23 protein-coding genes and 1 tRNA gene are annotated in these 20,712 nt (G+C 58.2%); 2 read left to right on the top strand and 22 right to left on the bottom strand.

Annotated features, from left to right (window positions below; genetic code table 11):
• Positions 1–18: 18 nt before the first annotated feature.
• From DWF74_RS08460 to DWF74_RS08545, 18 genes are all read right to left on the bottom strand, one after another.
• Complete coding sequence (locus DWF74_RS08460; RefSeq protein ID WP_115580761.1) at positions 19–1,257, bottom strand: aspartate aminotransferase family protein; 1,239 nt, start codon at positions 1,255–1,257, stop codon at positions 19–21.
• A 450-nt stretch (positions 1,258–1,707) separates the two neighbouring features.
• Positions 1,708–1,783 (bottom strand) — tRNA-Lys (locus tag DWF74_RS08465).
• Positions 1,784–1,846: 63 nt separating this feature from the next.
• Complete coding sequence (gene queC, locus DWF74_RS08470) at positions 1,847–2,521, bottom strand: 7-cyano-7-deazaguanine synthase QueC (RefSeq protein WP_162884155.1); 675 nt, start codon at positions 2,519–2,521, stop codon at positions 1,847–1,849.
• Positions 2,522–2,549: 28 nt separating this feature from the next.
• Positions 2,550–3,197 carry a 7-carboxy-7-deazaguanine synthase QueE gene (gene queE / locus DWF74_RS08475; protein ID WP_102860562.1) on the bottom strand — a complete coding sequence of 216 codons (648 nt, stop codon included), beginning with the start codon at positions 3,195–3,197 and terminating at the stop codon, positions 2,550–2,552.
• A 167-nt stretch (positions 3,198–3,364) separates the two neighbouring features.
• A complete protein-coding gene (ybgF, locus tag DWF74_RS08480; protein ID WP_115580762.1) occupies positions 3,365–4,186 on the bottom strand; it encodes a tol-pal system protein YbgF in 822 nt (273 codons plus the stop codon).
• A gap of 6 nt (positions 4,187–4,192) precedes the next feature.
• Positions 4,193–4,690, bottom strand: coding sequence for a peptidoglycan-associated lipoprotein Pal (gene pal, locus DWF74_RS08485; protein WP_003227510.1), 498 nt, complete (start codon positions 4,688–4,690; stop codon positions 4,193–4,195).
• Between the two features lie 53 nt (positions 4,691–4,743).
• Complete coding sequence (gene tolB, locus DWF74_RS08490; RefSeq protein WP_170001676.1) at positions 4,744–6,024, bottom strand: Tol-Pal system beta propeller repeat protein TolB; 1,281 nt, start codon at positions 6,022–6,024, stop codon at positions 4,744–4,746.
• A gap of 17 nt (positions 6,025–6,041) precedes the next feature.
• Entirely contained in the window at positions 6,042–7,103 is a 1,062-nt protein-coding gene (tolA, locus tag DWF74_RS08495; protein WP_102860559.1) for a cell envelope integrity protein TolA, read from the bottom strand.
• Positions 7,103–7,555: a protein TolR gene (gene tolR, locus DWF74_RS08500; RefSeq protein ID WP_011063015.1), complete on the bottom strand. Its 453-nt coding sequence runs from the start codon at positions 7,553–7,555 to the stop codon at positions 7,103–7,105. The genes tolA and tolR overlap by 1 nt, the downstream gene beginning before the upstream one ends.
• A 13-nt stretch (positions 7,556–7,568) precedes the next feature.
• Complete coding sequence (gene tolQ / locus DWF74_RS08505; protein WP_011063016.1) at positions 7,569–8,264, bottom strand: protein TolQ; 696 nt, start codon at positions 8,262–8,264, stop codon at positions 7,569–7,571.
• Positions 8,254–8,721, bottom strand: coding sequence for a tol-pal system-associated acyl-CoA thioesterase (gene ybgC / locus DWF74_RS08510; protein WP_102860558.1), 468 nt, complete (start codon positions 8,719–8,721; stop codon positions 8,254–8,256). The genes tolQ and ybgC overlap by 11 nt, the downstream gene beginning before the upstream one ends.
• Positions 8,722–8,859: 138 nt before the next feature.
• Positions 8,860–9,918, bottom strand: coding sequence for a Holliday junction branch migration DNA helicase RuvB (ruvB, locus tag DWF74_RS08515; RefSeq protein ID WP_011063018.1), 1,059 nt, complete (start codon positions 9,916–9,918; stop codon positions 8,860–8,862).
• Positions 9,919–10,527 carry a Holliday junction branch migration protein RuvA gene (gene ruvA / locus DWF74_RS08520; RefSeq protein ID WP_110594877.1) on the bottom strand — a complete coding sequence of 203 codons (609 nt, stop codon included), beginning with the start codon at positions 10,525–10,527 and terminating at the stop codon, positions 9,919–9,921.
• Between the two features lie 114 nt (positions 10,528–10,641).
• The gene (ruvC, locus tag DWF74_RS08525; protein WP_016963215.1) at positions 10,642–11,166 is read right to left on the bottom strand and encodes a crossover junction endodeoxyribonuclease RuvC; all 525 of its coding nucleotides are present in this window, start codon (positions 11,164–11,166) and stop codon (positions 10,642–10,644) included.
• A 129-nt stretch (positions 11,167–11,295) separates the two neighbouring features.
• The gene (locus DWF74_RS08530) at positions 11,296–12,042 is read right to left on the bottom strand and encodes a YebC/PmpR family DNA-binding transcriptional regulator (RefSeq protein WP_102860556.1); all 747 of its coding nucleotides are present in this window, start codon (positions 12,040–12,042) and stop codon (positions 11,296–11,298) included.
• 112 nt (positions 12,043–12,154) lie between these two features.
• Positions 12,155–13,930, bottom strand: coding sequence for an aspartate--tRNA ligase (gene aspS, locus DWF74_RS08535; RefSeq protein ID WP_011063022.1), 1,776 nt, complete (start codon positions 13,928–13,930; stop codon positions 12,155–12,157).
• A gap of 95 nt (positions 13,931–14,025) precedes the next feature.
• Entirely contained in the window at positions 14,026–14,247 is a 222-nt protein-coding gene (locus DWF74_RS08540) for an FmdB family zinc ribbon protein (protein WP_010457489.1), read from the bottom strand.
• A gap of 188 nt (positions 14,248–14,435) precedes the next feature.
• Complete coding sequence (locus DWF74_RS08545; protein ID WP_011063023.1) at positions 14,436–14,909, bottom strand: Dps family protein; 474 nt, start codon at positions 14,907–14,909, stop codon at positions 14,436–14,438.
• Between the two features lie 464 nt (positions 14,910–15,373).
• On the opposite strand from DWF74_RS08545, the gene DWF74_RS30785 reads away from it, so the two are divergent.
• Positions 15,374–15,979, top strand: coding sequence for a cold-shock protein (locus tag DWF74_RS30785; protein WP_102860555.1), 606 nt, complete (start codon positions 15,374–15,376; stop codon positions 15,977–15,979).
• Positions 15,980–16,045: 66 nt separating this feature from the next.
• Here the strand turns inward: DWF74_RS30785 and DWF74_RS08555 are convergent, their stop codons facing one another.
• Both DWF74_RS08555 and DWF74_RS08560 read right to left on the bottom strand, forming a co-directional pair.
• On the bottom strand, positions 16,046–16,252 hold the full coding sequence (locus DWF74_RS08555) for a SlyX family protein (RefSeq protein WP_102860554.1): 207 nt from the start codon (positions 16,250–16,252) through the stop codon (positions 16,046–16,048).
• Between the two features lie 3 nt (positions 16,253–16,255).
• The gene (locus tag DWF74_RS08560) at positions 16,256–16,681 is read right to left on the bottom strand and encodes an HIT domain-containing protein (RefSeq protein WP_102880691.1); all 426 of its coding nucleotides are present in this window, start codon (positions 16,679–16,681) and stop codon (positions 16,256–16,258) included.
• Positions 16,682–17,612: 931 nt separating this feature from the next.
• Between DWF74_RS08560 and DWF74_RS08565 the strand changes: the two genes are divergently transcribed.
• On the top strand, positions 17,613–18,929 hold the full coding sequence (locus DWF74_RS08565) for an OprD family porin (RefSeq protein ID WP_115580763.1): 1,317 nt from the start codon (positions 17,613–17,615) through the stop codon (positions 18,927–18,929).
• 283 nt (positions 18,930–19,212) lie between these two features.
• Here the strand turns inward: DWF74_RS08565 and DWF74_RS08570 are convergent, their stop codons facing one another.
• Both DWF74_RS08570 and DWF74_RS08575 read right to left on the bottom strand, forming a co-directional pair.
• Positions 19,213–20,052, bottom strand: a complete 840-nt coding sequence (locus DWF74_RS08570; RefSeq protein WP_102860551.1) for a mechanosensitive ion channel family protein — start codon at positions 20,050–20,052, stop codon at positions 19,213–19,215.
• Between the two features lie 136 nt (positions 20,053–20,188).
• Positions 20,189–20,674: a YajQ family cyclic di-GMP-binding protein gene (locus DWF74_RS08575; protein WP_102860550.1), complete on the bottom strand. Its 486-nt coding sequence runs from the start codon at positions 20,672–20,674 to the stop codon at positions 20,189–20,191.
• Positions 20,675–20,712 lie beyond the last annotated feature (38 nt).

The raw sequence follows: 20,712 nt of genomic DNA on the forward strand, positions 1-20,712 counted from the left end.
ATCCCTGCCTTGTTGTTATTAGAGGGAGCGGCAAACGCCCTGCAGCGTCTGCATGAATGCCTGGATTTCCTGCCGGGAGATGCTCAGTGGCGGGGTCAGCTTGACCGTCGCCGGATTGCGTCCGCCGGTGCGCACGATCACGCCGTGCTCCAGCAGGCGGTTGCGCAGGGCCAGTACATCACCGCCCTGACCCTGGCCCTCGAAATCGAAGGCGAGCATCAGACCGCGACCGCGCACATTGACCACCCGCGCATCCTGCGCCCCCTGTTCCTCGAGGGCCTGGCGCAGATAGGCGCCGTTGCTCGCCGCCCACTCCCAGGGTTGTTCCTGGTGATAGATGTCCAGCACCTTGGAGGCCACGGCGCAGGCCAGGGGCATCAGGGTGAAGGTGGAGGAATGCTCGGCATACCCCAGGCAGTCCACCAACTCCGGGCGGCCCACCACTGCAGAAATCGGCAGGCCGTTGCCCAGGGCCTTGCCCAGGACCAGCAAGTCCGGAAGTAGCTGCGGGTTGCTGAAAAATGGGGTCCCGGTGCGACCGAAACCGGTGTAGATCTCATCGAAGATGGTGATCACGCCGAAGGTCTTGCCCAGTTCGACAATCGCTTCGAGCAACGCCAGGGGCACCGGGTACATGCCTTCCGCCGCCTGGATCGGTTCGATGATCAGCGCCGCCGGCAAGCGATTGGCCTGCTGCGCCTGGCGCAGATCCTCGGCCAGTTGCTCGCGCCACAAGGCGGCTCGGGCCGGGTCCTGGTCGGCGTCATAATCCAGGGCCAGGGCGGTCAGTTGCAGGCTGTCGCTACCGGCCAGGTGCTTGCGAAAACCGCGGTTGGAGGTCACCGACAAGGCGCCCTGGGTCTTGCCATGGAAGGAATTGTGGAAATACATCACACCCGGGCGTCCGGTCGCGGCGCGGGCGATTTTCAGCGCTACCTCGATCGCCTCGGCACCGGTGACCGCGGCAAACACCGAAGCTTGCGCGTAGGGCACCAGGCCCTCCAGCTTGGCCACCACTTCATGGCGCTGCGGGTTGTCGATATTCCAGCCGGTATGAATCAGCAGTTCGGATTGACGCTTGAGGGCCTCGACCAGGTCATCGCGCTGATAACCCAGGTTGGCGGCGCCGCTGCCACCGGACATGTCGAGAAAGGATTTGCCCTGCTCATCGTAAAGAAAGCATCCCTTGCCACGAACAACGGAAGGGCTGGAGGGGGCGCTGCGCTTAACGGATATTGCAACCGCTTCTGTGAACATCCTGTCACCTTGAGTAAGCCGGGCTTGTGACTCACGCACATACTCAGGGGCAGATTCGTGCAGGCAGGGCAAAACCCTGCTGGTTGCGAAGTTACCGACCCTGGTACGTGTTCTCCTTGCCAGGGACGCAACCCCTGTCGGCAATGGCGGCAAGATTTACGCGGGAGGCATTTGCACTGTCAACGAGACCCGCACTTATTTCGAATTTAAAGCGATAACCACTGAAAAAAAGTGGGAATTCAGATAAAGCCCCTGAATTTATCAAGGTTTTTAGGGAGGAGTCGGGCTACCGGCAAAAGGCCAGTCGTTATAGAAACACGGGGCTTTGAGTCGTGGGGGGAGCTGGTGAGTTGAACCATCGCAGCGCGGCAGGGACGTTTTTGCAAGGCAAAAAAAAACCCGGAAATCCTCACTTGCGTGGGCCTTCCGGATTTTCTAAACCGCCAAATATGGTGGGTCGTGTGGGATTCGAACCTACGACCAATTGGTTAAAAGCCAACTGCTCTACCAACTGAGCTAACGACCCGCTGTGTGGTGGCGCGTATAATACTGATTTCTAACGGGAATTCAACACCCTATGTGAAAAAAATCAAAAATAAGGTGTTGGATCGCTGATACCGGCTGCATTGAAGCCCTCCGCACGCAGACGGCAGCTGTCACATTTACCGCACGCATGCCCCCTGTCGTCCGCCTGGTAGCAGGAAACCGTCAGCCCGTAATCCACTCCCAGGCGCACCCCGGCCTTGATGATCTCGGCCTTGCTGAGGTTCTGCAGAGGCGCCTGGATACGGAAGCCCTGCCCTTCGACACCGGCCTTGGTCGCCAGATTGGCCATGCGCTCGAACGCTTCGACGAACTCGGGACGGCAATCCGGGTAGCCGGAATAATCCACGGCGTTGACGCCAATGAAGATATCCCGCGCCTCCAGGACTTCCGCCCAGCCCAGGGCCAGGGACAGGAATACGGTGTTACGTGCCGGCACATAAGTCACCGGAATACCTTCACCGGGAGTTTCCGGCACATCAATGGAACTGTCAGTCAGTGCCGAGCCGCCAATACCGTTGAGGTTCAGGCCAATCACCTTGTGCTCCACCACGCCCAGATCCCGCGCCACGCGCTCGGCAGCGTGCAACTCGGCACGATGGCGCTGGCCGTAATCGAAACTCATGGTGTAGCAGCGGTAGCCTTCGGCGCGGGCCATGGCCACCACGGTGGCCGAGTCCAGGCCACCGGAGAGCAGGATCACTGCACGCTTTTCGGTCAAGGTTTGGTTCTGTGCTTGCTCAGTCATGTCAGCGCCCTGGCTCATCATTCCAAAGGTATTTGTGCAACTGCAATTGCAGGCGTACCGGCAGGTTGTCAGCGACGATCCAGTCCGCCAGGTCCCGTGCATTCAGGTCGTGATGGCTCGGCGAAAACAGCACTTCGCCGGCACGTCGCTCAAGGCCGTACTGGATCAGCTTGGACACGGCCCAGTCATAGTCCTCGCGGGAACAGATGACAAACTTGACCTGATCGTTGGCGGTCAGCAGCTCGATGTTCTCGTAGCGATTGCGATGAGCTTCCTTGGAGCCCGGCGTCTTCAGATCAAGGATCCGACTGACGCGCTGATCCACGGCCGAGATATCCAGGGCGCCGCTGGTTTCCAGCGACACTTCATAACCGGCATCGCACAACTGCTTGAGCAAGGGAATGGCATTGGGTTGGGCCAACGGCTCGCCGCCGGTGACGCAGACGTAACGCGGACGGAAATCGGCAACCTGCTCCAGCAGGCTGTCGAGAGTACGCAGGGTGCCGCCGCTGAAGGCGTAGGCACTGTCGCAGTATTGGCAACGCAACGGACAACCGGTCAGGCGCACAAAAACCGTGGGCAGCCCGGCAGTCCGAGTTTCCCCCTGCAACGAGTAGAAAACTTCGGTGATTCTCAATGTGTCTTGCATAGTCGCCACGGGCGTAACAGCTAAACAGGCTGTCCGCCTCCGTCAGGCACTTCAAGGAACCCCGCCATCGCGCAGATCCCAGGAAGCGTGTTTCAGAAAAAAGGGCATGGATTCTAACGAAAAAACCCGCGGCAAGCGCGGGTTTCTTGTAACGGCCGCCAACGCATTTACATGCGTTGCAGATCCCGTTGTGCCAACTGAGCGGCGGAAGTGCCCGGATACTGGGCTACCACCTGCTGCAGAATGCCTTTGACCCGGTCGGTATGACCCAGGCGGCGCTCTACATCAGCCAGCTTGTACAGCGAGTCCGGCACCTTGGCGTGCTTGGGATACAGCTGGGAAACCTTGGCGAACGCCTGACCTGCGCCTTGCAGATCGCCCTTGGCCAGGTTCACTTCACCCAGCCAGTACTGGGCATTGCCGGCGTACTGACTGTTGGGGTACTTGCGCAGGAATGCCGAGAAAGCTTGGCTCGCCTTGTCGAAATCCTTGGCTTTGATCAGGTCGAAGGCAGCATCGTAATAGAGCTTTTCCTTGGCCGGATCACCGGGTTCGCTGCTGGCAGCTGGTGCCTGGGCAGCAGCGCCGGCGGCACCGGCGGCATTGCTATCGCCACCGGTAGAAGAATTCTCAGGAGTCGCGGCAGGTGCAACACCGCTTCCTATGCGCCGATCAAGATCCTGGTATCGCTCCAGGCTTTCTTGCTTCATGCGCGCTACATCATTTTGCAGAACTTCGATCACACCTTGCTGCCGTGCAATCTGCTCCTGCATTTGCTGCAGTTGCTGGAACAGCTCGCCCTGTGCCGAGACAGGGGTCGAAACCCCTCCCCCGGCATAGGCGCCGTTCGTGCCATAACCCGCTGGCGGATAACTGCTCCCGCTATTGTTATAGCCGGAGTTGTTATCGACCACAGGAACCGCAGACCACGCCACAAGCGGCGTGAGACTGAGAGCCAAAATAGTTACAGCACGACGGCACGTTCGCATGACGAATTACTTACGCAGTTCGACGCGACGGTTTTGAGCCCAGGACTGCTCGTCGTGGCCAGTAGCAACTGGACGCTCCTTACCGTAGGAAACCAGCTCCAGCTGTGCAGGGGAAACGCCCTGCAGAACCAGGTAGCGCTGAACGGCTTTCGCACGACGCTCGCCCAGAGCCATGTTGTACTCACGAGTACCACGTTCGTCGGTGTTGCCTTCCAGAACAACGCGAGCGCCGTTTGCTTTCAGGTCTTTGGCGTGAACGTCCAGAGCGCGCATGGCTTCTGGCTTCAGGTCCGAGCTGTCGTATTCGAAGTAGAAGGTGGTGATTGCGCGCAGAGCAGCTTCTTCGCTCAGGGAGCCATCAACAGCACCAGTGTTAGCGCCGTAACCAGCGTTTGGATCAACAGCGCCTTCGCCGGCGTTGTCGCCACCTTTGGAGGAGCAACCTACAGCCACAGCCATGGCCAGAGCCAGCGCAGCAAACTTACCAAACTTCAACATTTCCATCGTGAAACTCCTAATGAACCCCAGTGTGTTAAGTGAAACATTGTAGCGCCGCGTCAGTTCAGGTAAGGGGACCAGGACGGTTCTCTGACTTCGCCTTGAGCGGTAGGAAGCGGGAGCCTCACACGTCCATTAATGGACACGAGCATCAAGACTCCCCGGCCCTGCTGGCGGGTGGCGTAGATTACCATGGTGCCGTTGGGCGCAACAGTAGCTGACTCATCAAGGTTGGTGTCTGTAAGGATTTTTACGCTACCGCGCTGCAAATCCTGAGCCGCCACCCGGAAGTTGGTGAAACCATCCTGGCGGTGAATCATTACCAGGGTCTTTTCGTCAGCAGAAAGTTTCGGGTTGGCGTTGTAGTTACCAATAAAGGTCACACGCTCGGCGCCACCACCGTTGATATTGCTTTTATAGACCTGCGGCTTGCCGCCACGGTCGGATGTGAAATAGATGGTGGAACCATCCTTGCCCCAGAACGGCTCGGTATTGATGCCCGGGCCACTGGTGACACGGCTGATTTGCCGGGATGCCATGTTCATCACATAGATATCCGGGTTGCCATCCTTGGACAGCACGAATGCCAGGCGGCTGCCATCAGGCGACCAGGCAGGTGCACCGTTCAAGCCTTCGAAGTTGGTGATCTGCTCACGACGCCCGGTATCGATGTGCTGGACGAAGATGCGCGGACGCTTCTGCTCGAAGGACACGTACGCAATGCGCTTGCCATCCGGAGCAAAACGCGGCGACAGAATCGGCTCGCGGGACTGCAACAGAGTCACGGCCCGCGCACCGTCGTAGTCCGAACGCTGCAGGGTGTAACGGGTGTTGTTCACCGAAAAGCGCTCAGCCGTCACATACAGCAGGCGCGTCGAGAACGCGCCCTTGATGCCGGTGAGCTTTTCAAAGGACTGATCGGAAATGTAGTGCGACATGTCACGCAACTGATCGACGCTGCCCGACACGCTACCGGTCAGCACTTGCTGCTCGGTGGCGACGTTGAACAGTGCGTATTGCACCTGCAGGCGACCACCCGCTGGAACAATGCTGCCGACCATCACGTACTGCGCGCCCAGGGCTTTCCAGTCACGGAAGATGACTTCGCTGGCCTGGGTCGGCAGGCTGATCATGTTCTGCTTGGGGATAGGTGCGTAGTAACCCGAGTTGCGCAGGTCGTCACCGATGATCTGCGCCATGTCGTCCGGCAGCACGCTTCCGCCCTGCCAGCCAAACGGCACTACCGCGATCGGAGTGGCCCGATCACTGCCGCTGGTGACCAGAATGTTTTTTTCATCCGCTGCCGCTATCCCTGCCATACAGCAAATAACGACAAGCATTCCTCGAAGAAGGTTTCTCACAAGGCTAGATCCTCAGGTGTGAATGTCATCTTGAATGAACGATAGGGAGCGAAGTCCTTCGGACTCAAACCCTGCATTTCTGTCAAACGCCCAATATTCTTGACTGCCGCCACCGCCGAAGCGTCGAACGGACCATCACCACTGGACTTGATCACGCTAACCGTAGTCACCGTGCCATCAGGCAACATGCCGATCCGCAGTTCCACCGTCATGCCCTTGCGCGCCGAAGGAGGACGAGCCCAGCCTTCCGCTGCACGGATACGAATCAGGTCATCGAAACTGCCCGCGACACTGTCCCCCACCTCATCCGACTTCGTGGCTTCACGCTCCGGCGTATCGGATAGCAAGTCTGCCAGGGCCTGAGCCTTTTTCTCTTCGGCAGATTTGCGCGCTGCTTCCTGGGCCTTTTTCTTCGCGGCGTCGGCAGCAGCTTTTTTCTTCGCATCCTCAGCGATCTTTTTCTTCGCCTCGTCAGCTTCAGCTTTCTTCTTCGCGTCTTCCGCGGCTTTCTTCTTCGCGTCTTCGACGATTTTCTTCTTCGCTTCTTCAGCGGCCTTTTTCTTGGCCTCTTCTTCCGCGGCTTTCTTGGCTTCTTCTTCGGCTTTCTTCTTGGCTACATCAGCCAATTGCTTCTCTTCAGCCTTCTTGGCTTCCGCAGCTTTCTTGGCTTCATCAGCCTTCTTCGCCTCGTCAGCTTTCTTGGCTTCATCGGCCTTTTTCGCTTCCGCGGCCTTTTGAGCAGCCTCTTCTTTCTTTTGTTCCGCAGCCTTGATCTCTTCCTGCTCGACCTTCTTCTGCTCCAACTGCTCGGCTTCGGTCTGACGCGCGGCGGATTTCTTCGCCTCACCCGCAATTTTTTGATTGGTCTGGGTGGTCGCCGGGCTCTTGGATTTCAGCTGATACAGGGTCGCCTGGACGATCGGCTTGGCCGGGGGCAATTCCGGGGTCATGGCGAAGCTGACGAACAGCATGCCAAACACCAGCACGTGCAAGGCAATTGCCCAGACACTAGGCCAGAAGTAGCTTTCCGAGGCGGACGGCTCTCGCTGTTGGTGCATCAGGGCGCCTCGGTAATCAAGCCAACGTTACCGACTCCGGCTTTCTGCAGGCCGCCCATGGCACCCATCACGGCGCCGTAGTCGACGGATTTATCACCGCGAATGAACACCTGGGTGTGTTTGCCGCCTTCGTTGCCGGCACGGATGATCTTGGTCACCGCGTCGGTCATCTGCGGCAAGGTCATCGCCTTGTCCTGTTGCTTTTCGGTGTCGACTTCACTGCCAAGGTTCCAGTAGTAGGTCTTGTCAGCCTTGATCGAAATGGTCAGTACCTGGGTGTTGTTGTCCTGGGGCAAGGCTTCACTGGAAACCTTGGGCAGATCAACTTTCACGCCCTGGTTGAGCATCGGCGCGGTCACCATGAAGATAACCAGCAGTACCAACATCACGTCGATGTAGGGCACCACGTTCATCTCGGCAACCGGCTTGCGTTTGTGGCGAACTCGGGCCATTGGGTTTACCTGCTCACTCTTCGCTGGTGTGCACTTTACGGTGCAGGATCGCCTGGAACTCGTCGGCGAAGGTGTAGTAGCGGCTGATCAGCGTCTCGCCACGAGCGGCGAAACGGTTGTAGGCGATCACCGCCGGGATGGCCGCGAACAGGCCGATGGCCGTAGCGATCAGAGCTTCGGCGATACCCGGGGCCACAGTGGCCAGGGTCGCTTGCTGTGCCTGAGCCAGGCCGCGGAAGGAGTTCATGATCCCCCAGACAGTACCGAACAGACCGATGTACGGGCTGACCGAACCGACGGTGGCGAGGAACGGCAGGCTCTGTTCGAGCTTTTCTTCTTCGCGGGAAATCGCTACACGCATGGCGCGGGCCACGCCTTCCATGACCGCTTCAGGATCGACGCCTGGTTGCTGGCGCAGACGGGAGAACTCCTTGAAACCGGCACGGAAGATCTGCTCTACGCCCGAATCCGGGTCAGGGTTGCTGCCCGCCTGACGGTACAGCTTGGACAGGTCGATACCGGACCAGAAGCGCTCTTCGAAGCTCTCCAGGGCACGTCGACCGGCGCGCAGCAGGTTGCTGCGCTGAAAGATCATGATCCATGAAGTCACCGATGCGGCAACCAGGGTCAGCATTACCAACTGCACTACAACGCTGGCATTGCTGACCAGGCTCCACATGGAGGAATGGTCGACGACGTTAGCTTCCACGCTTTATCTCCTGCTCTGAGTGTGTACCCGCGCTGCTCTCGTCGGCAAAGGCCGTACGCAGAGCGTCTGGAATGGCGCGGGGTTTGAAAGTGTCGGCGCGCACACAGGCCACCAGGAACTGCCCCTCACAGAGCAGCGCATTATCCGTGGATCGCCTGACCTGCTGAGTGAAGCGCAGGCTGACCCGGTTCAATTCGGTGACTTGGGCACTGACCAGAAGCTCGTCGTCCAGTCGCGCCGGCGCGTGATAACGCGCTTCGCTGGAATGCACGACGAATAACAGGTTCTCCCCTGCCAGCTGCGATTGGGCAAAGCCCAGGTGTCGTAGCCGCTCGGTTCGAGCCCGCTCCATAAACTTAAGGTAATTAACGTAATACACGATGCCGCCGGCATCGGTGTCCTCGTAATAAACGCGACAACGATGTGCGAACGGCTCAAGCCCGTTTTGCGCGCGCATACTCTAGTGCTTACTCCTCAGGTTGCCAATCCGGCCAGGCAACTGTTTTTTCATTCTTGAACGACTTTTCGTGAAGTTTTAACGACGCCAGTCCCTAGGACAGCACAAACCCCGAATAAATCGACAAGGCGCGGGTTACTAATCGTCCACGGCATCGAGGAATTCGTCTACCACGGGCATGTCCCCCATTCGTGACGGAATGTTTAGACCGAAGTGCAGGTACGCATGCCGGGTCACCACACGACCACGAGGGGTACGCATGATGTAGCCCTGCTGGATCAGGTACGGTTCCAGCACATCCTCGATGGTATGACGCTCTTCGCTGATGGCCGCAGCCAGGCTGTCGACCCCTACCGGGCCACCGTCGAACTTCTCGATCATGGTCAGCAGTAGACGCCGGTCCTGGTGGTCGAAGCCACGCTCATCAACGTCCAGCAGGTTCAGTGCCAGATCAGCGATCGGCTTGGTGATATGGCCCTTGGCTCGCACTTCGGCAAAATCCCGCACCCGGCGCAACAGCCGATTGGCGATCCGCGGAGTACCCCGGGCACGCCGAGCCACCTCGAAGGCGCCCTCCGGGTCCAACGGCAAGCCGAGAATGCCGGCGGAACGACTGACAATGGTCGCCAGATCCGCCGTGCTGTAGAACTCCAGGCGCTGGACGATACCGAAACGATCGCGCAACGGGTTGGTCAGCATCCCCGCACGCGTGGTCGCCCCCACCAGAGTGAACGGCGGCAGGTCCAGTTTGATCGAGCGCGCCGCAGGGCCTTCGCCGATCATGATGTCGAGCTGGAAGTCCTCCATGGCCGGGTACAGCACTTCCTCGACGATCGGCGACAGCCGATGAATCTCGTCGATAAACAGTACGTCATGGGGTTCAAGATTGGTCAGCAGCGCCGCCAGATCACCGGGGCGCTCCAGCACCGGGCCGGAAGTGCTCTTGATCGATACCCCCATTTCCTCGGCAATGATGTTGGCCAGGGTGGTCTTGCCCAGCCCCGGAGGGCCGAAGATCAAGGTGTGATCCAAAGACTCGTTGCGCCCGCGGGCCGCCTGGATGAACAGCTCCATCTGCTCGCGCACGCTAGGCTGGCCAATATAGTCGGCCAGACTGACTGGACGAATCGCCCGGTCCTGGATTTCCTCGCGCTCACGGGGGCCCGTGGCGGCGATCAGACGGTCAGCTTCAATCACTTAAATCATTCCCTTCAGGGCTCGGCGGATCATGTCTTCACTGCTCAAGCCTTTGTCTTTGATCGCGGAAACCGCCTTGCTGGCTTCCTGCGGCTTGTAACCCAGGGAGATCAGCGCACTGACCGCATCCGACTCGGCGCTGGCCACCGGCACCGGCGCATCCGGCTGGTTCGGCACCAGGGCAAACATGCTCGGTACGGTTTCCCAGGCTTTGAAGCGGTCCTTGAGCTCTACCAGCAAGCGCTCGGCGGTTTTCTTGCCGACCCCGGGCACCTTGGTCAAGGCCGAGGTGTCCTGGGCCTGCACGCAACGCACCAGCTCATCCACCTCAAGGCTGGACATCAAGGCCAGGGCCAGTTTCGGGCCCACACCGTTGAGACGGATCAACTCGCGGAAAAAGTCTCGCTCGCGCTTGCTGGCGAAGCCGTAGAGTAACTGCGCATCCTCGCGGACGACCAAATGGGTGTGCAAGGTCAGGGGTTCGCCGACCGACGGCAGGCGATACAGGGTGGTCATCGGCACTTCGACTTCATACCCCAGCCCATTTACATCAAGAATCAGGTGCGGCGGCTGTTTCTCAGCCAGAGTGCCGCGCAAGCGTCCAATCACGTTTCAGATCCTTAGGCGATGGCCAGCCCGCAGCTGGCGACTCACAGAGCAAGCGTGCGGGCCGGGGACTCGGCCGCGCAACGCTCCACTCCTAAAATGACTGCGCTGATGCTATCAGAGACGCAAGCGACCGCCACGACTGCGTGCCGTTCCCAACCCATGAGGCAGCAGACTGGAACGGGTGTGGGCGTGACAGATGGCGATGGCCAGGGCGTCCGAGGCATCGATCTGCGGCTTGGTGGTCAATTTGAGCAGGTGCATGACCATCATTTGCACCTGTTCCTTATTGGCGCCGCCGGTACCGGCCACGGCCTGCTTGACCTGGGTGGCGGTGTACTCGGCAATCTCCAGTCCTTCTTCGGCGCCGGCGACAATCGCCGCGCCACGTGCCTGACCGAGCTTCAGCGCCGAGTCGGCATTGCGCGCCATGAACACCTTCTCGATCCCCATGGTCACCGGACCGTAGGTCTGGATGACCTCACGAACACCGCGATAGACGATCTGCAGCCGTTCGGGCAATTCGCCGGCGCCGGTACGGATGCAACCGGAGGCCACGTACACACAGCCGCGCCCCGTGTCTCGAACCACGCCATAGCCGGTAATGCGCGAACCGGGGTCGATGCCAAGAATAAGAGTCATAACGCCTGCTGCTTGAATAAAGAGGCTTGCCGGCCACGACCGGAACAGCGAAAAGGCAGAAGCCGGAGGCACCCCGCCGCGTAACACTCGCGGCTTCGCACATCCGGCCTCAAGGTTAGTGCAGTTGAATCAGCCGAGCTGCTCGGCAACCGACTCAGGAATATCGGCGTTGGAATAGACGTTCTGCACGTCATCCAGGTCTTCCAGCATGTCGATCAGCTTGAGAACCTTTTCCGCGCCTTCCAGATCCAGTTCGGCACTGGTGGTGGGCAGCATGACGATTTCTGCGTCCGCAGCAGTGAAACCTGCCGCTTCCAGGGCATTGCGCACGCCATAGAAACCGGCGAACGAGGTGAACACGTCGATGGAACCGTCTTCGTTGGTGACCACGTCGTCGGCATCGGCTTCCATCGCTGCTTCCATCAGCGCGTCTTCATCGACACCTTCGGCGAAGGTGATCTGCCCCTTGCGCTCGAACAGATAGGCCACCGAACCGTCGGTGCCCAGATTGCCGCCGCATTTGCTGAAGGCATGACGAACAGCAGCCGCTGTACGGTTGCGGTTGTCGGTCATGCATTCGACCATCACCGCCACGCCGTTGGGGCCGTAACCTTCATAAGTCAGCTCGACCACGTCGTCGCTGCCGGCAGCGCCGGTGCCACGGGCGATGGCACGATCGATGATGTCGCGACTCATGTTGGCGCCCAGGGCCTTGTCCAGGGCCAGGCGCAGGCGTGGATTGGAGTTCGGATCGCCACCGCCCTGGCGGGCGGCAACAGTCAGCTCACGAATCCACTTGGTGAAGATCTTGCCTCTCTTGGCATCCTGACGCTCTTTGCGGTGCTTGATGTTCGCCCACTTGGAATGACCTGCCATAACTTGCTCCAAATTCTCTTTGAAACATCGCCCGTGCCACTTGGCGGGTACGGGCAACAAAAACTCGACCCATAGAAAAAGCGCACCCGAAGGTGCGCCTTATCGGGCCGGCTTATTCAGCCTTAGGCTGTTCACGCAGACGGATGTGCAGCTCGCGCAGAGCCTTGGCATCCACCAGACCCGGTGCCTGAGTCATGACGCAGGCCGCGCTCTGGGTTTTCGGGAAGGCGATCACTTCACGGATCGACTGGGCGCCGGTCATCAGCATCACCAGACGGTCCAGACCGAAGGCCAGGCCACCGTGCGGCGGCGCGCCGTATTTGAGGGCGTCCAGCAGGAAGCCGAACTTCTCTTCCTGCTCGGCTTCGCTGATACCCAGCAGGCGGAACACCGCTTGCTGCATTTCCTTGCGGTGGATACGGATCGAACCGCCACCCAGCTCGGTGCCGTTCAGAACCATGTCGTAAGCGCGCGACAGAGCGGTAGCCGGGTTGGCCTCCAGCTCTTCAGGCGAGCATTTCGGTGCGGTGAACGGGTGGTGCAAGGCGGTGAAGCTACCGTCGTCGTTCTCTTCGAACATCGGGAAGTCGACTACCCACATCGGAGCCCATTCGCAGGTCAGCAGGTTCAGGTCGTGACCGAGCTTGATGCGCAGGGCGCCCAGGGCTTCGCTGACGATCTTGGCCTTGTCGGCACCAAAGAACACGATATCGCCGTCGACCGCACCCACGCGATCCAGGATCACGTTCAGGTTGGCTTCCGGAATGTTTTTCACGATCGGCGATTGCAGGCCTTCAACACCCTTGGCGCGCTCGTTGACCTTGATGTACGCCAGGCCCTTGGCACCGTAGATGCCGACAAACTTGGTGTAATCATCGATCTGCTTGCGCGGCATGCTCGCCCCGCCAGGAACGCGCAGGGCGGCGATACGGCATTTCGGATCGTTGGCCGGGCCGCTGAAGACCTTGAATTCCACTTCCTTGAGCTGGTCGGCAACGTCCACCAGTTCCAGCGGGTTGCGCAGGTCCGGCTTGTCGGAACCGTAGCGACGCATGGCTTCTTCAAAGGTCATGTGCGGGAATTCGCCGAACTCCAGACCCAGCACTTCCTTGAACAGGTTGCGGATCATGCCTTCGGTCAGGCCCATGATGTCTTTTTCGTCGAGGAAGCTGGTCTCGATGTCGATCTGAGTGAACTCAGGCTGACGGTCGGCACGCAGGTCTTCGTCACGGAAGCACTTGGCGATCTGGTAGTAGCGGTCGAAGCCAGCCACCATCAGCAGTTGCTTGAACAGCTGTGGCGATTGCGGCAAGGCGAAGAAGCTGCCGGCATGGGTACGGCTCGGCACCAGATAGTCGCGGGCGCCTTCCGGAGTGGCGCGAGTCAGGATCGGGGTTTCCACGTCGAGGAAACCGTTCTCGTCCAGGTAGCGACGGATGCTGGTGGTCATGCGCGAACGCAGACGCAGCTTCTCGGCCATTTCCGGACGGCGCAGGTCGATAAAGCGATAGCGCAGACGGGTTTCTTCACCCACGTCGGAGTATTCGTTGAGCGGGAACGGCGGGGTTTCCGCTTCGTTCAGCACTTCCAGCTCGTAGCCCAGGACTTCGATCATGCCCGAAGCCATGTTGGCGTTGCCGGCACCGGCCGGGCGCAGACGCACCTTGCCGGTGATCTTGACTACGTATTCACTGCGCACGCGGTCGGCGGCGGCGAAGGTTTCAGCGCGGTCCGGGTCGAACACCACCTGGGCCAGACCTTCACGATCACGGATATCGAGGAAAATCACTCCGCCATGGTCACGGCGACGGTGGACCCATCCGCAAAGGGTTACTTCCTGACCTTCCAGGCTTTCGTTCAGTTGGCCGCAATAATGGCTGCGCATCATGGTAGTGGTTTCACTTCTCGTAATTCGAAATTCGATGGAGGCCTTGCGCACCTCAAGGTGCCGGATAGTGCAAGAACTCGCGCGTGTCGTTCAACTTAGTCAGCTTTGTCGCCACCGGCCAGATTCTTCTTGGAGCCGGTCTTGAAGTCGGTTTCATACCAGCCGGTACCGCTGAGGCGGAAACCAGGCATGGACAGCATCTTTTTCAGCTCAGGCGCCTGGCAGGCAGGGCAGTCGACCAGCGGCGCGGCGCTGATCTTTTGAATGGCTTCCAACTGATGACCACAGGAAGCGCATTGGTAGTCGTACATGGGCATGGGGGGCGTCTCGGCGATCCAGATTACTGCTTGAACTACAGCCAGAGCCCACGCCAAAGCTCGGGCTACTTAGCAAAGAGCGGGATTATATCCATTAAATCGGCCCTGTGCAGCCGTATGACCATATAGATAGCGGACGCTGTGAAAAGGCGCGAATGACGCCCGGGGCGCCATTCGCGATTACAGGCTTAACGATTTTCCAGCAGAGAACGCAGCATCCATGCGGTTTTTTCATGCACCTGCATACGTTGGGTCAGCAGATCCGCTGTCGGTTCATCGCTGACCTTGTCCAGCAACGGAAAGATGCCGCGGGCGGTGCGGGTTACCGCTTCCTGACCGGCCACCAGCTGCTTGATCATTTCTTCAGCCGCCGGCACGCCCTCCTCCTCCTTGATCGAGGACAGTCGGGCATAAATGGAATAGGCACCCGGAGCCGGGAAGCCCAAGGCACGGATACGTTCGGCAATCAGGTCGACGGCCAGGGCCAGTTCGTTGTATTGCTCCTCGAACATCAGGTGCAGAGTACGAAACTGTGGACCGGTGACGTTCCAATGGAAGTTATGGGTTTTCAGGTACAACACGTAGGTATCCGAAAGCAGACGGGAAAGGCCGTCGACGATGGATTTACGATCTTCTTCGCTGATACCGATATCAATTGCCATGTTTCTCTCCGTTAACGGGATGGATTCACCCAATCAGCTGCCGGACCACTCTAGCAAGAGTACTGCTCGCTCGCCGACCAGGATCGTCGATCAGCCTGCGGTGGATTGTCTCGCGGCCCAGCCAAGGCGTTTAAGCCTTGAGTTCGAGCCGATTTCGACAGCAGGGAAAAACCGACGTTCCTTGGAAAACCCTCTGCCATCCGTCTAGAACAGGCCTTTGCCCAATACTGCGAACCCACCGCCTGAGCCACGGCATTTGCGCCCCCCGCCAACGTGCCGCTGCTGATTTGAGAAGGCCTGGGCTTTGCTGTTAAATAGAGCCCGTGTCGCTGTTGCCTATTTCTTCGGCCAGCGCGCATAGGCTGACACCGCGTACGTAACCACCGCCTCACCTATTTGTTCAGAAGCGAACCGTGCGTAATCAGCTCTTCCTTGTGCTTCCTTCTTAACGTGAGTTAATCAAAATGTTGAAAATAGTCCACCTGCTGACAGGCATTGCAGCTCTGCTGCTGTCCTTGATTCCGAGCCTTAGATCCGACGCAATTCCCTACCTGCAACAACCCGATGCTATTTACCTGGCCCTTTTCGGCCTGCTCAACCTGATCCTCGCTCCAGTTATCCCTTACTGGAACAAAGGCTCGCGCCATCATCTGCAGAACCTGGTCAGTGCCCTGCTGGTGCTGGTTGTGGTCCTGCAAACCCTCACCCTGCTGGCACCCATGCCTGTCATTGGCGGCCAACCGGCAGTCCTGGCCAGTTTGTTGATCGCTGTGCTCGCCGTGGCCCTGCATCTGGCCATCAGCTTTTACAAGTCCTCACCGGCGGCCTCCACTGCGCCTACTTACGACATGAGCAATCGCGATACCGGCACCGTGAAGTGGTTCAACACCTCCAAGGGTTTCGGCTTTATCTCCCGGGACTCCGGGGACGATATCTTCGTGCACTTTCGCGCCATTCGCGGAGAAGGCCACCGTGTCCTGGTAGAAGGCCAGCGCGTAGAGTTTTCGGTGATGAACCGCGACAAGGGCCTGCAAGCCGAAGATGTCATCGCCGCATTGCCACGCCGCTGATCCACGCCCACAAAAAAACCGCGCCAAGGCGCGGTTTTTTTATGCATCAAAGACACCTGCTCTCCCTCAATAATGTGGCGGCGGCGCCTCCTCCTCGAAAGATTCGAACTGCCCGACCATTTCTTCCTGACGCTTGAGCAAGGCACTCATCTGCAACTGCAGGCGTTCCACAACCTTCTGTTGCGATACCAGCACATCGTTCAAGGCTTGAATGGTGTCATCCTGGAACGCCAGACGGCTCTCCAGATCGGTTACACGTTCTTCCAGGCTCATAGCTCAGTCCTCCAGAAACTGGAAATCATCGGCCAACACCACCCGCAACCGATCACGGATCGCCTCAACCTGCTGCGCACTATACGGCTTGGCCGGATGCTTGCCCCAAACCGGCGCGGGCCAGGCGGCATCATCACGCTTACGCACGATCACATGCATATGCAACTGGCTGACCACATTACCCAGGGTCGCCACATTCATCTTGTCGGCGTCGAAGGAGTCCTTGAGGACTTCAGCCAGAGCCGTGGTTTCCCGCCACAGTTGCTGCTGGTCGGTGACATCCAGCTGAAACAACTCACTGATATCTTCCCGACGTGGTACCAGGATGAACCAGGGATAGTTTGCATCATTGGACAGCAACAACCGGCAGAGGGGGAAATCCCCGATGGGCAATGTGTCTTGTTGCAGCCGTGAATCTAAAGTGAACACCGCGCTTACTCCCGCTCAACTCATTCCAGCCTGGTTTTCAGCATCAACGGCACTGGCCAGGCGACAGACGCGCAGCATACCTGCGAATGCATCGGGCTTCATGATCAATGAGCCTGAGCCCGGATAGCGCCCCCGCACCACTTGGCAAGGAGCCACCTCAATGCAAGAGCCACGCCCCACAGCAGGACACTTTCCGGCGCTTCGCACCATTTGCGTACAAGGCACAGGAAACACCCGAAAAGTGACTGGCCAAGCCATTGATGTTCCTCACCCTACTTGCCCATGACTGTATGAACCGTGCACAGCGTTGCAAAAGTTTTGCACCAGAATCGTACAGACGGTCTACGCTGGAATCCTCAAGCATCCGCCGTCTACTCACTTTGCAGTGTGCGGCGGTAACGTTTTGGCACGCTGTGCAACTTATTGCACAGCCCTGCACCAGGAAGAGCATGGCGTCAAGCCAAACAAAAAGACGCTTGGAAGAGCGATTTTATGCGGTTTTTACAGGTCAGCATGCCGCCCAGCAGAAAAAACACGGGGCAAAATCGGTTTGTGCACGCTTGTTGCATTCAACCCGACATTGTCTGCGGCGGACCACCCGAAGTGGCCCGTCACAGACTCATAATAAGAGTGGCAGGGTTGCCCCGCGGTGCTTTGTAGAGTGTGTACATGGGGGGGCTCAATTCCTCGTGATATTGCTTCGAAGAACACTGCATAAGTTGTTGGTCCGGATACAGACTGGCTGCAGAATTGCGACACCAATCGAGCAATTTGCGACAGGGTCGTAAAGAAGCTGAAAGGATAGATAGGCAAGTATCGCCAACATTGTCAGCGTGATATAAGTTTGCGCCGACACAAAAAGAAAGAGCCGCCCAGATAATAAAACAGGTGGGACGGCAGTACTCTTCTAAAACCAAAGGAGCAAATCACGATGCGCGTGATGAAGTGGAGCATGATCGCCCTGGCTGTATCAGCAGGCACCTCGCAGTTCGCAATCGCGTCCTCCCAGGACGACGCAAAGGGCTTTATCGAAGACAGCACCCTGACCGCGAAAACCCGTCTTGAGTACATGAACCGTGACTTCAAGAACGGTGCAGGTAACCGTCAGCGCGACGATGGCACTTTCAAAAGCGGCTATCGCCAAGACACCGGCCTGAGTGAACTGCTGCAGTACAGCTCCGGCTTCACTCAAGGCACCGTAGGTGTAGGCGTTGACGCTTTCGCCATGGGTGTGATCAAGCTGGATGGTGGTGCTGGTCGTTCCGGTAACGGCATGGCAGCCAACAACCGCCTGGGCGAGCCTGAAAAAGACTCGTCTGCTGTAGGTGGCGCAGTCAAGTTCCGCATCTCCGATACCGTACTCAAGTACGGTAATCAAATGGTTGCCAGCCCAGTATTCTCCACCGACGACAGCCGTCTCCTGCCTGAAGTCGCCACCGGTACCTTGATCACCAGTAACGAGATCAAAGGCCTGGAGCTGAATGCGGGTCACTTCACCGCCCTGCGCTCGCAGACCGGTCAGTACAACGACAGCATCAACGGCCGTAACGGCGACACTGGCCTGAAAAACCCAGGTCTGACTTCCGCTGACTTCGCTGGCGCTACCTACCAGTTCACCGATAACTTCGTCGGTGGCGTGGCAACGTCCAAGGTCGATGACTACTTCAAGAAGCAGTACATCAACCTGAACTACACCTTCCCGATCGCCGATAGCCAGTCGCTGAACCTCGACTTCAACGGCTATCGCACCACGGACGATGGCAAGAAACTGTACGGCAAGCTGGACAACAAACTGTGGAGCCTGGCAGCAGCCTACAGCATCGGCCCGAACAAATTCACCATCGCCCACCAACGCTCTACCGGTGATACCAACTACCAGTACGGTGTTGACGGCAACGGCACTATCTTTGTGGCCAACTCCATCCAGATCTCTGACTTCATCGGCGAAGACGAGCGCTCCTGGCAGGCTCGCTACGACCTGAACATGGCGACTCTGGGTGTTCCTGGCCTGAGCTTCATGGCCCGTTACGTGAAGGGTGACAACATCACCACTTCGTCGAACACCGAAGGCAAGGAAAACGAGTTCAACTTCGAAACCAAATACGTGATGCAAGAAGGTCCAGCCAAAGACCTGTCGTTCCGCCTGCGTAGTGCTGTGTACCGTGCAAACGGTGCTTACAACACTGATTACACCGCAGATAACAACGACGTTCGTATCATCGTAGAGTACCCACTGAGCATCTTGTAATAACGCTGCCTAGCAGATTGCGTTAACACGCAATATCAATAGAAGCCGCCGCCCCTAATCAGGGCGGCGGCTTTTTTTGATCATTAAAAGTATCAGGTGGAAGACAAAATAAAATAGCAAGCTAACTAACATAGTGATCAACGACAGTTGCTATGTAACAGTCTGCAAAATCTGCCCCACTACTAGCTCTTGGTGGAGACTCGAAAACAAACAAGGGGCCGATAGCCCCCCCTGTCTTGAACAGCATTAGTTGACTGTACGGCCAACTTTTGAAACTGACTTACTACACAGCGGCTTCCTGAACCACACGAATCACTCGCTGCGGGAAGGGAATATCGATTCCAGCTGCCTTCAAGCGATCACGGGACAGTTCATTGAACTGGAACATTACGTCCCAGTAGTCCTCAGTCTTGACCCAAACCCGCAGCGACAGGGTAATCGCGCTGTCTCCAAGAGTGGACACCACAGCTACCGGTGCAGGATCGGCCAGCACACGTTCGTCTTTCGCCAACTCCAGCAGCACCTCGCGGGCTTTCTGCAGATCCGCGTCGTAGTCCACACCCACGTCGAACACTACCTTGCGGGTCGGCTGACGGTTGTAGTTGGTAATAATGCCGTTGGACAGGTTGCCGTTAGGCACGATCACCGTCTTGTTGTCACCGGTACGCAACACGGTGTGGAAGATCTGAATGCTGTCCACGCTACCGCTGATGCCCTGGGCTTCAATGAAGTCGCCAATACGAAATGGGCGGAACAGCAGGATCAGCACCCCGCCGGCGAAGTTCGCCAGGCTGCCTTGCAAGGCCAGGCCGATGGCCAGACCGGCAGCACCGATCGCGGCGACGAAAGAGGTGGTTTCGACACCAATCATCGAGGCCACGCTGACGATCAGCAGCACTTTGAGAATGATGTTGGCCAAGCTGCTGATAAAACCCTGCAACGCCAGGTCGGCATTGCGCAGCGCCAGCAGCTTGCCCACTTTATGAGTCAGTTTGTTGATCAGCCACCAGCCGATGGCCAGAGTGATGACCGCCAGCAGCACCCGGCTGCCGTATTCCATGATCATGGGAATCCAGGCTTGGGAAGCCCGGACCAGGTTGTCTACTTCAGCGTTCAAATCCATCTATCTCTCCAGATTCCCGGGGTTGCGGCGTGCATGACTGACCGGCAGAACGACCGGCTCACCTGGAGCTCAATCGTTTCTGCCATAGCTCCGGCCTCGGACGCCAAAAAGCTCTAGAGGTTCCCGGAGAAGTGGGTCAGTCGCGGAAGTTGTTGAACTGCAGCGGCATGCCGAATTCCTTGGCACGCAGAGCAGCGATGGCCTCTTGCAGGTCGTCGCGCTTCTTGCCGGTAACCCGTACCTGCTCGCCTTGAATCGCCGCCTGCACTTTCAGCTTGGCATCCTTGATATGGGCGACGATCTTCTTCGCCAGCTCTTTATCGATGCCCTCCTTTAATACGGCTTCCTGCTTCATCACCTTGCCCGAGGCAAAAGCGTCCTTGACCTCCAGGCACTGCACGTCGATCTTGCGCTTGACCAGGGCCAGCTTGAGGATCTCGATCATGGCCTCAAGCTGGAATTCAGCTTCGGCGGTCAGGTTGACAGTCAGTTCCTTGTCCTTGAACTCGAAGCTGCCCTTGCCCTTGAGGTCATAACGGCGATCCAGTTCCTTGACGGCGTTTTCCACCGCGTTGGTGACTTCGTGCTTGTCCAGTTCGGATACCACGTCAAACGACGGCATGTAATCTCTCCAAATAAAAAGGGGCGCTGTTCAAAACA

Source organism: Pseudomonas protegens (assembly GCF_003363755.1).
GTDB lineage: Bacteria > Pseudomonadota > Gammaproteobacteria > Pseudomonadales > Pseudomonadaceae > Aquipseudomonas > Aquipseudomonas danubii.